Origin of the sequence: Candidatus Pelagibacter sp. HIMB1746 (assembly GCF_052047555.1) — a bacterium.
Classification (GTDB): Bacteria; Pseudomonadota; Alphaproteobacteria; order Pelagibacterales; family Pelagibacteraceae; genus Pelagibacter.
Genome location: NZ_JBNAJZ010000006.1, coordinates 30,564 through 42,636, shown reverse-complemented (window position 1 = coordinate 42,636; position 12,073 = coordinate 30,564). Strand labels below are relative to the sequence as shown.

Sequence of the window (12,073 nt, the reverse complement as noted above, 5' to 3'; positions counted from 1 at the left end):
CTTAACCTAGCATTTTTTTGATATTTTCCAATGCGTTAGAAATGTTATCCTGAGATGCAGCAAAGCTAAATCTTACGTAATCTTTGCATGTTTTTCCAAATGCCGTGCCTGGGACAATAGCAACACCCGCTTCATGCATGGCTCTTTTACAAAACTCTGCACCATCCATTCCAGTCCCTATAACTTTTGGAAATGCATAAAATGCTCCTCCCGGCAAACTGCATTCTATTCCGGGTAGACTATTCAGTCCTTCATGAATTAATTTTCTTCTTTGTGTAAATTTTTCCATCATCAAATCAATTGAATCGTCTGGTCCATCAAGCGCTGCTATTCCTGCAAATTGAGCCGCAGCATTAACACAAGAAACACTATTGATTAGTAATTTATTAATATGTTCAATTAAATTTTCAGGCCAAAAACTCCAACCTAATCTCCAACCTGTCATTGAGTAAGCTTTGCTCCAGCCTTCTAAAACAATTAGTCTTTCTCTTAACTCAGGATAGTTAAAGAATGTTGGCATTTCTTTATTATCAAATATTTGTCTACTGTAAATTTCATCACTCAAAATAGTTACATGAGGATGTTTTTTTAAACCCTCTGCTAATTTATCAATTTCAGATTTCTCAACAAAACTTCCAGTTGGATTATTAGGATTAATTAAAATTAACAATCTAGTTTTTTCAGTTATTAAAGATAGAATTTTATCCGCACTAAATTTTAAATCTTTATCTTCTGTTAAATCATAAGGTACAGCAGTAGAACCTGTATAATTAATCATAGACTCATAAATAGGAAAAGCTGGTGTAGGATGAATAATTTCTGCTCCTGGCTCCCCAAAACACTGTATAGCATAATGCATTGTAGGTTTGCCACCTGGCATTATGATAATTCTTTCTGGATCTACTTCAGCGTTATATCTTTTCTTGATCCATCTAGTAACCGCTTGTCTGCACTCTAAAATTCCATTTGAAAGAACATAGCCATGGTGACCATCATCTAAAGCTTTCTTTGCAGCTTCAACTACATGTTTAGGTGTTTTAAAATCTGGCTGACCCAACCCAAGATGTATCATTGGGTTTCCTTGTGCTTCTAATTTTTTAGCTTCTGCTAAAACTGAAAAAGCACTTTCTGTTCCAAGTCTATTAAGTGACGCTGCTAGTTTCATAATAAAGTTGGAAAATATACATAAATTAAGTTAATTGTCTATTAAGATAAAATTTGAATTTCCTTAATTTATCTTAATTTCTGTAGATTATTTTTGATTCATCAAGATCTTTTACAGATTTACAGCCCATCAAAATCATATTTCTTCTAATTTCTTTTTGCATGTTCTCAAGTAATCTTTCAACACCTTTTTGTCCTCCAGCACCTAAACTAAAAAGAAAAGCTTTTCCAAAACTACAAGCTGTTGCACCAGCTGCAAGAGCTTTTAAAACATGCGTTCCTCTTCTTACTCCACCATCAAGAATAATTTCTAATTTATCTCCTACCGCATCTGAAATTGCTTTTACTTGATCAAAAGGTGATCTAGATCCATCCAATTGTCTTCCACCATGATTAGATATCATTATTGCAGTACAACCTATATCAATTGCTCTCTTTGCATCTTCAACAGACATTACTCCTTTTAGTGCCATTGGTTTATTCCATTTTTTAATACAATATTCTGCATCTTTCCAATTCATTGCTGGATCATATTGTTCATTAATATAGTCCATTACTGATTTAGCTATGTTAGTTCCCTTGTCAGTTTTATTTTTAATATTTGCTAATTCAAATTTTTTGTTAGTAAAATATTTAAAAACCCAGCCAGGTCTCATAGCAAAACTTAGCAAACTATCTAAGGTAAATTTGGGTGGGGTAGTGAAACCAGTTCTATGATCTCTTTCTCTGTTACCAGCAACTAAAGTATCAACAGTAATGCACATACCATCAAAATTTGCTCTGCTACATCTTTCAATTAAATCATCAGTAATTGATTTATCCTTATGGATATAAAGTTGGAAAAGTTTTGGACCACTAGAAATATTTGCAACTTCTTCTATAGAAAATGATGCCATTGTTGACATACTATAAATTGTATTAAATTTTTCTGCTGCTCTAGCAGAAGCTTTATCACCTTCTGGGTCATACAAACTTTGCATCGCTGTAGGAGACAAAAATAGAGGCATATCAATTTTTCTACCAAAAACTGTTGTAGATAAATCTGGCTCTCCAACACTGTTTAAAATACTAGGAACTAAATCACAGTCGTTAAATGAGTCTGTATTTCTGTTTAAAGTTATTTCATCATCAGCACCTCCATCAATATAATGAAATATTGGTGCTGGTAATTTTTTCTTGGCTAATTTTCTAAAGTCATCAAAATTATAGCAATCATTTAAATTCATAAAAGTGTATTAGAAGCTTTTAAAGAAATTAAACATATAACTATTTGCCCCAGGATTTTTATCTCCTATACTTGCATTAGATATATGATTATATGAAAAACCAAATTGACTGCTCTCAGACATATCTAAAGAAATTTGTAACTCAGATTTAAATTCTAAAACGTGACCTAAGTCTTTTCCATCACCTTCGTGATATAATCCTGGAGTAAAACTTGGATTAAAATTTAAAGAACCTATTTTATATTGTGCTTCTACTCCTGTATAAACATAAGCCGCACTATCTGCAGTTATAAGAGCACCAGTAATAGGTGATAAATTTCCAAGAAAAGTATCTCTATTTAAGTTTTCATTTTGATGCTGAAAGCCAATTAATTCTGATTTTTTTCCATCGTCACTAAAATCAAACATCCCAGTATAAACGTTAAACTCAGTATTTACATCTCTCTGTTTAATTTCCTCTGCATTTGATGAAATCGGAAACGCTAGAAATATAAGTAAAATCAGAATTTTTTTTAAATGCATTTTGGATTAATTTTTAAATTTTAGTTTTTTGAGGATTATTGCACCTCCAAGTAAAAATATCAATATTGGCAATAACCAAAGAATATAAGTATTTTTATTTAAACCAGGATCATACAAAATCCATTCTCCGTATTTTTCTTTAAAAAAATCATAAATTTGGTTTTCAGATAATCCTTCCTCAAGTTTTTTATCAACTAAAATTTTCATACTATTTGCGAAGTCAGAATCTGAATCGTACACAGATTGACCCTGACAAATTAAACATCTTAAATTTTTCGTAATCTTATTTCTTTCAAGCTGATCACTAGCAAATGATATTTTTGGAATTAATAATAAAATAATTAAAGCAATTTTTAAAATTTTCATTTTATTATCGAGTTAATTTCGTTAATTAATTTTTCATTTAATGGTCCAATGTATTTTGCAACTATTTTATTTTTATGGATCAAAAAAGTTTCTGGCACACCATATGCCCCCCACTCTATTGAAATTGTACCATCTTCATCTAATAAAATTGTTTCGTATGGATTTCCTAATTTTATTAGAAAATTTTGAGCATTATTAAAATTATCTTTATAATTTAATCCAATTAAAGTTACTTTATTGTTTTCACTTAATTTCATTAAATAAGAATGTTCTTGTCTACAGGGTACACACCACGAGGCCCATATGTTTAATAAATAAAATTTATTTGAATTAAATATTTCTGACGAATTTACATTTTCTTTGCTATCAAATTTAATACTAGAAAAACTTGGAATATCTTTTTTTATTTCTGACTTGGGAGTATAAATATTTGTATTTTGCAAACCTTTATAAAATATTAAAAAAATAATTATAAAACTTATTATTACTATTGAAGGTATTAATTTATCTTTCATATTTTCTTTCTAAAAAAAAACTTAATATTCCACCAATACTTAATAATAATACTGATACCCATATCCAAAGCATAAAAGGTTTGTCTTGATATCTAACATTAAAATATTCCTGATTTTGTACTAAGTTTATGACAATAAATTTATCTTTCATTAAAGAAGTTTTAATATCAGCTTCGCTAGTTACTATATTTGGTTGATTGTAAATTCTTAACTCTGGAGACATTTTATTAATTTTTCCATCTGAAGAAATTATTTTAAAATTTGCTACCACTGAGTTGTAATTTTTTTCACTTCTCTGGTTTACATCTTCAAGTGTAATTTTAATTTTTGAGTTTTCATAACTCTGACCAATTTTAAGATTGGTTATTACTTCGCTAGAAAGCAAATTATTAAATAAAATACTTAAAATTAATAAGCTAAATCCAAAGTGAGCAATAGTTTGAGAAATGTTTTTATATTTTTTTGTAAAAAAATCCCTCACAGTAATAAAAAACAAATAAAATGCACTTGAGATTAAAATAGTGTTTACAAGTAAATTTTTATCAAAATTCTTAACAATCAAATAAGATATTAAAATTGATATAAATAATAAAAATATAAGAATTTTTTTACTCTCTAAGTTAGATTTAATCCATTTCAATTGAGGTCCAATCGCCATAGCGATTAAAAATGGAATTAAGAAAGGGATAATTAGTTTATGATAGAACGGTGGACCGACTGATATTTTTTCTGAAGAAATTACATCTAAAAAAATTGGATACACTGTACCAATTAAAACCACAGATAAAAAATACATCATGAACCAATTATTCAATATAATCGCACTTTCTTTACTTAACCAAAAAAGATTTATAGAATTTTTTTGATCCTCTTTATGAAAAAAGAAAAAAATAAATAAAGAAATAAAAATTAGAACAAATAAAAATATTAATATGAATAGACCTCTTTCAGGGTCGTTAGCGAAAGTATGAACTGAATTAAGGATACCTGATCTGACTAAGAAAGTTCCACACATACTAAGTGTAAATGTAGCGATAGATAAAATTATAACCCAAGAGGTTAAAATCGATTTTTTCTCTAAAACTAATATACAGTGTAACAATGTGGTCAATGCTAACCAAGGCATAAGAGATACATTTTCAACTGGATCCCAAAACCAAAATCCTCCCCACCCAAGTTCATAATATGCCCATATAGAACCTAGTAAAATTCCTAAAGTTAAAAATATCCATGAAATTAAAGTCCATTTTTTTATATGAGCTGCCCAGCTTCCAGAAACCATTTTTAAAGTTGTTGCTGCTAATGCGGAAGAAAATATTATTGATGAACCAACATAGCCTAAATATAGAATAGGTGGATGAATTGCTAATGCAGGATCTTGCAATATTGGGTTTAAACCTAAACCTTCTTCAGGAATTGGGAATAAGTAATTAAATGGATTAGAAGTTTTTAATAAAAATATAAAAAAACCAATAATTATTATCTGCTGAAATATTGTTGTTAGAGTTTTATATTTTATTGATTGATTATTTGTTCTTAATAAAAAAATGAAAATGAATAATGTTAAAACCAACAACCACAATAATAAACTACCCTCATGGTTCCCCCAGGTTCCTGTAATTTTGTAAAACAAAGGTTTAGTAGTATGGGAATTACTAAATACAGTTTCGTTACTAAAATCTGAAACTACAAAAGATAAAACTAAACCAAAAAAACTAACAACAACAAAAAATAATTGTAAAAATGATAATGATAATATTTTAGTATCCAAAATTTCTGAATTTCTAAAATTTTGAATTGAAAAATAAATCAAAATTGAACCACTAATTAATCCTAAAATAAGTGCATAATATCCAACAACACTATAAATCAATTAATTTTCCTCCAATGCAGCTTTAACCTCGGGAGGCATATAATTTTCATCATGCTTTGCTAAAATTTTTGTTGCTGAAAAGAAATTTCTGTCTTTCAAAACACCTTCGGCCACAACTCCCTTTCCTTCTTCAAATAAATTTGGGACAGCACCTGAATAAGTAACATTAATCTCATTTTTAAAATCTGTAATAATAAAATTCACTTCATTAGAATTCATATTAATAGAATTTTTTTTAACCATTCCACCTACTCTAATTTTATTATTTGTAAGCTCAGTTAATGACTTAATCTCTGAAGGAGATTGAAAATAAACAACGTTTTCTTCTAAAGATTTTAGAACTAAAAAAACAGTTAATATTAAAATTAATAAAATAGTCGAAACAAATAGAAATCTTAACTTAACTTTTCGACCATACATCGATCAAAAATTAGTTGTTTGTTGCGTCAGCTAAAATTTCTTTATTTATTCTTTGTGATTTTGCAGAATTAGCTTGTTCAGTGTTAAGTGATCCAAATTTAGCAACAAATTTACTTTGTTCTTTAATAAATTGAACTTTTGTTACTAAATATAAACTTAGGAAACTTAATAAAGTAAAACCAAATGCAGATAACACGTATACTGCATATCCATTCATAAATAATAAGTCGTTAATCATAGTCTATCTAAACCTTTATTTTTAATTTTTATCAGTTCTGTATTATATTTCATTAAGAAAATTAACAACGAAAATAGAGCAAATGCCGCAGTCATTATTAATAATGGATAAAGCATTGATGAATGAATTGAGCTTTTAGACAAGATATTTATTGAGGCAGGTTGGTGAAGTGTGTTCCACCAATCAACAGAGTACTTAATTATTGGCACATTGATAATTCCAAGAATGGTAATAAAGGTAGAAATTTTAAATACTTTTTCTTCATTTTCATAAATTCTCCAAGAGATTAGGTATAGAGCATAAAATAGAGCTAAAATTAACATCGAAGTAATCCTCGCATCCCAAGCCCACCATGTACCCCAAGTAGGTTTCCCCCAAATGGAACCTGTTACCAAAGCAATTATGTTAAAAACAAAACCTGATGGTGCTAGACTTTTGGATATTAAAAAAAAATTTTTGTTTTTAAAAATAAATCCCGAAATTGATAAAACAGTTATCGAAGAAAAAATTCCAAGAGAAATCCATGCAGCAGGAACATGGACATACATAATTCTAACAGCGTCACTCTGCTTGTAATCTTCTGGAGACAATATGAGTGCTTCAACTAATCCAACAGATAAGACGACAACAAATAAAAATAAAACATATTTTGGTGCCTTCGAAGTAATTTGAAAAATTTTATTTGGCTCTAGAAGTTTAAACATATCTGTAATTTAGGGATTTATTTTAAAAATACTATTGTGAAAAATTATCTGATCAAGAATGAAGAGGGGGAGATAATAAAGAAAGATTAACTTTTAACACTCTTGATCAGAATATGACTTTTTTATAAAAAATTAGTGTGGCCTAGATTGGAAATAAATGTGTTTGAATAATGATAGCTAATTAGAAAGCTTGAAATAACTTGAGCCTTTTTTACCTGAAAAAATTTCCTCAATTAATGGATGTTTAATAGGCTCGTCTGAATCGTCCATCAGAAGATTTTGCTCTGAAACATAGGCTTCGTAAGTAATTTCATCATTTTCAGCAAGTAAATGGTAAAAAGGCTGATCTTTTCTTGGTCTAACGTTTTTGGGAATAGACTGATACCATTCTTCTGAATTGTTAAACTCAAAATCTACATCGTAAATGACACCTCTAAATTCGAAGTGCTTGTGTTTAACAATATCTCCAATTGAGAATTTAGCTTTTTGGATTGCCATGATAATTAGTATGGGTATTTAAAAATAAAAATCAATGTAAAAAATATTAATGTTTTGTGATGTGGCAAATATGTTAATATCTTTTAAGTGAATAAATCTTTTTTAAAATTTGTTACTGATTTTGGACCACTAGCAATATTTTTTTTCTACTATTACAACAGTGGAAAAAATTTATCAGTAGCAATTCCTCCCTTAATAGTTGCAACAATTATTGCATTAGCTGTTGTTTGGTTTTTTGAAAAAAAAATTCCACCAATGCCTTTATTGAGTGGAATTTTAATAACTTTTTTTGGAGGTCTCACTATCTATTTTAATGATCCAATATTTATTTATGTAAAACCAACAATAATAAATATCATGTTTGCTTTGGCTTTATATTTTGGAAAATACTTTACGAAAGAACCAGTGCTTAAAAAAGTTATGGGGAAATCAATACCTTTGTCAGATATCGGATGGGAAATTTTAAATCGAAGATGGATGTTTTTTTTCTTTGGTCTTGCATTATTAAATGAATTTGTTTGGAGAACACAAACTGAAGAATTTTGGGTTAATTTTAAAGTATGGGGAATGCTTCCAATAACAATAGTGTTTACAGGATTTCAGGTACCTTTAATAAATAAACATAAAATAGATGCGTAATAACTTAAGATTAGTAGTAAACAATCCACATAATAAAATAGAAGAAAAACAATTTTTTGAAAAAGATGAGCTTAAAATAATTTTAGATCTCTATGCAAAGATGGTTTCCGAGGGTTCTTGGAAAGATTATGGTCTCAACATATCAAGTAAACAAGTTAGCTTTAGTGTATTTAGGAATGCAGCAGAGAATGCGCTCTATAAAATTTGTAAAAATTTTAAGCCAAAAAATAAAAATTTAAAATACTTAATCACAGACACAAGCGGTAAGATTTTAAAAAATTCTTATGAGCTTAAGTCTTTACTTAAAAATACTAATTGGAAGAAACTTCAAAAATAAACTATCGTCTTTGACCAAAAAGTCTTAACAACATTATAAATAGATTAATAAAGTCTAGGTATAATGTTAAAGCACCCATGACAGCTTTTTTTCCAATGATTTCACCAGAGTCACTTGCAACATACATGTTTTTAATTTTTTGAGTATCATAGGCTGTTAAACCTACGAAAATTAAAACACCTAAAATTGAAATTACAAAGTACATCATTGAAGACTTCAAGAAAATATTAACGATTGATGCAATAATTATACCGATCAATCCCATCATTAAAAATGAGCCAAACTTAGTTAAATCTCTTTTAGTTGTATAACCATAAATACTCATCGCTCCAAAAGTTGCTGATGTTATGAAAAACACTCTAGTAACACTCAAGCCAGTATAAACTAATAAGATTGAAGACAAAGATAGTCCCATTAAAGCTGCAAACACCCAAAATGTTGTTTGAGCTTTTGAAGCGCTCATCTTATTAATTCCAAAACTCATGTAAAAAACGATACCTAAAGGAGCCAACATTACTAACCATTTAAGTCCTGACAAATAGATTGCATTCCCCATTTGTGTTAATCCAACAATTGCTCCTGATTGATCAGTCACGACTGACATCTTAAATGTCATTAATGCAATGATCCCTGTTAACAACACACCTGTTGCCATATAGTTGTAAACTTTTAACATGTAGGCTCTTAAGCCTTCATCCATTATAGCTGCAGTTTGTTGCGCTGCTTTTGCTCTGTTTAATATTCCGTTTTTATCAAATTCCATAATATGCTACATATAATGGTCTTTTAATAATTATTCAAGACACCTTAAAAGATTAATAAAAAGTTAACATAAAACATTAATGAATTACAAAAAATTGGGAAATACCGATCTTGATGTAAGTACAATTTGTCTCGGTACAATGACTTGGGGAGAACAAAATACTCAAGATGAAGCATTTGAACAAATGGACTTTGCTTTAGGCAATGGAGTAAATTTTTGGGACACAGCTGAATTATATGCGGTTCCTCCTCGTAAAGAAACTTATGGAGACACTGAAGAAATAATTGGTAATTGGTTTGAAAAAACAAAAAAAAGAAAAGAAGTTATTCTAGCTACGAAAGTTGCTGGTCCAGCAAGAGATTATTTAAGGAATGGAGAAAATAGTTTTACAGGTCCAAACTTAGAGTCGGCTTTGAACAATAGTCTCAAAAGACTTAAAACAGATTATATTGATTTATATCAGCTGCATTGGCCAGAAAGAAATGTAAATAATTTTGGAAGACTTGGTTACGTTCATAAAGAAAATGATTGGAATAAATTTGAAGATGTTCTTGGGGAATTAGATAAATATATTAAAGCTGGGAAAATAAGATACGTTGGTCTTTCAAACGAAACTCCTTGGGGAGCGTTAAATTATTTGCAGCTTTCAAAAGATAAAAATTTACCAAGAATGATGTCTATTCAAAATCCATACAGCTTACTAAATAGATCTTATGAAGTGGGATTAGCCGAGGTTTCTATTAGAGAAAAAATTGGATGCCTTGCATATTCACCTCTAGCAAGTGGATACTTAACGGGAAAGTACAGAAATAAAAATTTTCCTAAAGGATCAAGAATGGAAAGAGACTTTGATTTTTGGACAAGATATAGAAAACCCAACACAGAGGCTGCTGTAGAACTTTATTTTAAAATCTGTGAAAAACACAATTTAAATATGACTCAAATTTCTATTAAATTCTGTGAAATTCAAGAATTTATGACAAGTGTAATTATAGGTGCAACTACAATGGAGCAGTTGAAATCAGATATAGAAAGTGTAAATGTAAATTTATCTAATGATGTCATTGAAGAAATCAATCAAGTTCAAACAATTTATCCAAACCCATGTCCTTAATTAAAAAAATAATAATTTTATCAACTATATTTATCTTAAGTTCAAATCATCTATTTGCTCAGGAAGTAAAAAAAATTGGTAAATATAAAGATTGGGAGGCAATGGTAGCATATGAACCTGATGGCAAAGTATGTTTTGCTCAATCAGCACCTGTACTTCAAGCACCAAAATCAAACAAAAGAGATGCAAAATTATTTGTAACTTTTAGACCAGAAGAAAGTATTTCAAATGAAGTAAGTGTTACTCCTGGATATGAATTTAATAACAAGAATTCTGTTATTGCAGCATCTGGAAAGAACAAATTTAAGTTTGATATAATGGAGCAAGGATTTGCATGGATTGCTGATAACAAAATTGAAGTAAAAATGATTAGTAGAATGAAGAAGGGATCAAGAATAATGATTACTGGTTACAATCAAAATGGATCCCAAACAATTGATCATTATTCTTTGCTTGGATTTACCAAAGCTTACAATGCATCAAAAAAAGCTTGCACATAATTAAATGAAATCAAAAAATAAAATTGTGCTTGCCTACTCAGGTGGTTTAGATACATCCATAATTTTAAAATGGCTTCAAGAAAATTATAACGCTGAAGTAATTTGTTATACTGCTGATGTTGGTCAAGAAATTGATAGAAAAAAAATTTTTAAGAATGCAAAAAAATTTGGTGTCAAAAATATTATTATCCAAGATTTAAAAGATGTTTTTGTAAAAGATTACGTTTATCCAATGATTAGAGGACATGCAATTTATGAAGGCGTGTATCTTTTGGGGACTTCTATTGCTAGGCCACTGATTGCAAAAGACCAAATAAGAGTTGCTAAAAAATTTAAGGCTAACGCAGTTTCACATGGTGCTACAGGAAAAGGAAACGACCAAGTAAGATTTGAATTAGGCTATCATTACTTTGGACCAAAAATAAAAATTATTGCTCCATGGAGAATTTGGAAATTAAGATCAAGAACTGATTTAATTAACTATGCAAAAAAACATGGGATACCAATACCAAAAGATAAAAAAGGTGCTCCACCTTTTTCAGTAGATGACAATTTATTTCATACATCAACTGAAGGGAAAGTATTAGAAAATCCAAAAAATTCTGCGCCAGAATTTATTTTCCAAAGAACAGTTTCTCCAGAAAGAGCTCCAAACAAGCCTTCATTTATTACCATCAATTTTAAAAATGGTGATCCGTTTGCAATTAATGGAAAAAAAATGTCTCCCTCAAAACTATTAGAAAAATTGAACAACATTGCTGGAAAAAATGGGATAGGAAGAGTCGATTTAGTTGAAAATAGATTTATTGGAATAAAGTCTCGAGGGGTATACGAAACACCAGGTGGAACTTTATTAATTCATGCACATAGAGCAATCGAATCCGTAACATTAGATAAAGAAACAATGCATAAAAAAGATCAGATTATGCCAAGATATGCCGAGCTTATTTATAATGGTTATTGGTATTCAAAAGAAAGATTCAAACTTCAAAAAATCGTAGACCTTAAAAGAAACAAAGTTAATGGCTCAGTGAAACTTAAACTTTATAAAGGAAATGTAATAATCGAGTCTCGAATTACAAATAGTTCTGCCTACTCTATGAAAAAAGTTTCCTTTGAAGAAAATAAAACATTTAACAAATCTAATGTTGAAAGATTTATTAATTTTCATAAGAAAAAACTTCGTTCATAAAT

Annotated in this window: 16 protein-coding genes; 5 read left to right on the top strand and 11 right to left on the bottom strand. The window is 29.2% G+C overall.

What is annotated here, in order from left to right; genetic code table 11:
- Nucleotide 1: 1 nt before the first annotated feature.
- The 10 genes from ACTTBM_RS07520 to hspQ form a co-directional block, all read right to left on the bottom strand.
- Nucleotides 2–1,165, bottom strand: coding sequence for a pyridoxal phosphate-dependent aminotransferase (locus ACTTBM_RS07520; RefSeq protein ID WP_440635391.1), 1,164 nt, complete (start codon nucleotides 1,163–1,165; stop codon nucleotides 2–4).
- 73 nt (nucleotides 1,166–1,238) lie between these two features.
- Entirely contained in the window at nucleotides 1,239–2,390 is a 1,152-nt protein-coding gene (locus tag ACTTBM_RS07515; protein ID WP_440635390.1) for an alpha-hydroxy acid oxidase, read from the bottom strand.
- Between the two features lie 9 nt (nucleotides 2,391–2,399).
- Nucleotides 2,400–2,912 carry an acyloxyacyl hydrolase gene (locus ACTTBM_RS07510; protein ID WP_440635389.1) on the bottom strand — a complete coding sequence of 171 codons (513 nt, stop codon included), beginning with the start codon at nucleotides 2,910–2,912 and terminating at the stop codon, nucleotides 2,400–2,402.
- Between the two features lie 6 nt (nucleotides 2,913–2,918).
- The gene (locus ACTTBM_RS07505) at nucleotides 2,919–3,278 is read right to left on the bottom strand and encodes a cytochrome c-type biogenesis protein (RefSeq protein ID WP_440619104.1); all 360 of its coding nucleotides are present in this window, start codon (nucleotides 3,276–3,278) and stop codon (nucleotides 2,919–2,921) included.
- The gene (locus ACTTBM_RS07500) at nucleotides 3,275–3,793 is read right to left on the bottom strand and encodes a DsbE family thiol:disulfide interchange protein (RefSeq protein ID WP_440635388.1); all 519 of its coding nucleotides are present in this window, start codon (nucleotides 3,791–3,793) and stop codon (nucleotides 3,275–3,277) included. The genes ACTTBM_RS07505 and ACTTBM_RS07500 overlap by 4 nt, the downstream gene beginning before the upstream one ends.
- Nucleotides 3,783–5,666, bottom strand: a complete 1,884-nt coding sequence (locus ACTTBM_RS07495) for a heme lyase CcmF/NrfE family subunit (protein WP_440635387.1) — start codon at nucleotides 5,664–5,666, stop codon at nucleotides 3,783–3,785. Before ACTTBM_RS07495 ends, ACTTBM_RS07500 begins: the two co-directional genes overlap by 11 nt.
- The gene (gene ccmE, locus ACTTBM_RS07490; protein ID WP_440619107.1) at nucleotides 5,667–6,086 is read right to left on the bottom strand and encodes a cytochrome c maturation protein CcmE; all 420 of its coding nucleotides are present in this window, start codon (nucleotides 6,084–6,086) and stop codon (nucleotides 5,667–5,669) included. It abuts the gene before it with no gap.
- 10 nt (nucleotides 6,087–6,096) lie between these two features.
- Complete coding sequence (locus ACTTBM_RS07485) at nucleotides 6,097–6,324, bottom strand: heme exporter protein CcmD (protein ID WP_440619108.1); 228 nt, start codon at nucleotides 6,322–6,324, stop codon at nucleotides 6,097–6,099.
- Nucleotides 6,321–7,028 (bottom strand): heme ABC transporter permease CcmC, encoded by a 708-nt coding sequence (gene ccmC, locus ACTTBM_RS07480; RefSeq protein WP_428078967.1) that lies wholly within the window; start codon nucleotides 7,026–7,028, stop codon nucleotides 6,321–6,323. Before ccmC ends, ACTTBM_RS07485 begins: the two co-directional genes overlap by 4 nt.
- Nucleotides 7,029–7,205: 177 nt before the next feature.
- Entirely contained in the window at nucleotides 7,206–7,526 is a 321-nt protein-coding gene (hspQ, locus tag ACTTBM_RS07475) for a heat shock protein HspQ (protein ID WP_262589942.1), read from the bottom strand.
- Nucleotides 7,527–7,613: 87 nt separating this feature from the next.
- Here hspQ and ACTTBM_RS07470 point away from each other — a divergent pair, with 87 nt between their 5' ends.
- Both ACTTBM_RS07470 and ACTTBM_RS07465 read left to right on the top strand, forming a co-directional pair.
- Nucleotides 7,614–8,165 carry a septation protein A gene (locus ACTTBM_RS07470; RefSeq protein ID WP_440619109.1) on the top strand — a complete coding sequence of 184 codons (552 nt, stop codon included), beginning with the start codon at nucleotides 7,614–7,616 and terminating at the stop codon, nucleotides 8,163–8,165.
- Nucleotides 8,158–8,502, top strand: a complete 345-nt coding sequence (locus tag ACTTBM_RS07465; protein ID WP_440613652.1) for a DUF2794 domain-containing protein — start codon at nucleotides 8,158–8,160, stop codon at nucleotides 8,500–8,502. Before ACTTBM_RS07470 ends, ACTTBM_RS07465 begins: the two co-directional genes overlap by 8 nt.
- 1 nt (nucleotide 8,503) lies before the next feature.
- Here ACTTBM_RS07465 and ACTTBM_RS07460 read toward each other — a convergent pair whose 3' ends face one another.
- Nucleotides 8,504–9,265: a Bax inhibitor-1/YccA family protein gene (locus ACTTBM_RS07460; protein ID WP_440635386.1), complete on the bottom strand. Its 762-nt coding sequence runs from the start codon at nucleotides 9,263–9,265 to the stop codon at nucleotides 8,504–8,506.
- A gap of 79 nt (nucleotides 9,266–9,344) precedes the next feature.
- Here ACTTBM_RS07460 and ACTTBM_RS07455 point away from each other — a divergent pair, with 79 nt between their 5' ends.
- From ACTTBM_RS07455 to ACTTBM_RS07445, 3 genes are read left to right on the top strand one after another with little or no spacing between them, the layout of a single operon-like run.
- Nucleotides 9,345–10,379 carry an aldo/keto reductase gene (locus ACTTBM_RS07455; RefSeq protein ID WP_440635385.1) on the top strand — a complete coding sequence of 345 codons (1,035 nt, stop codon included), beginning with the start codon at nucleotides 9,345–9,347 and terminating at the stop codon, nucleotides 10,377–10,379.
- Nucleotides 10,370–10,879, top strand: a complete 510-nt coding sequence (locus ACTTBM_RS07450; protein WP_440635384.1) for an invasion associated locus B family protein — start codon at nucleotides 10,370–10,372, stop codon at nucleotides 10,877–10,879. Before ACTTBM_RS07455 ends, ACTTBM_RS07450 begins: the two co-directional genes overlap by 10 nt.
- 4 nt (nucleotides 10,880–10,883) lie before the next feature.
- Nucleotides 10,884–12,071, top strand: coding sequence for an argininosuccinate synthase (locus ACTTBM_RS07445; RefSeq protein ID WP_440635383.1), 1,188 nt, complete (start codon nucleotides 10,884–10,886; stop codon nucleotides 12,069–12,071).
- Nucleotides 12,072–12,073: the final 2 nt, after the last annotated feature.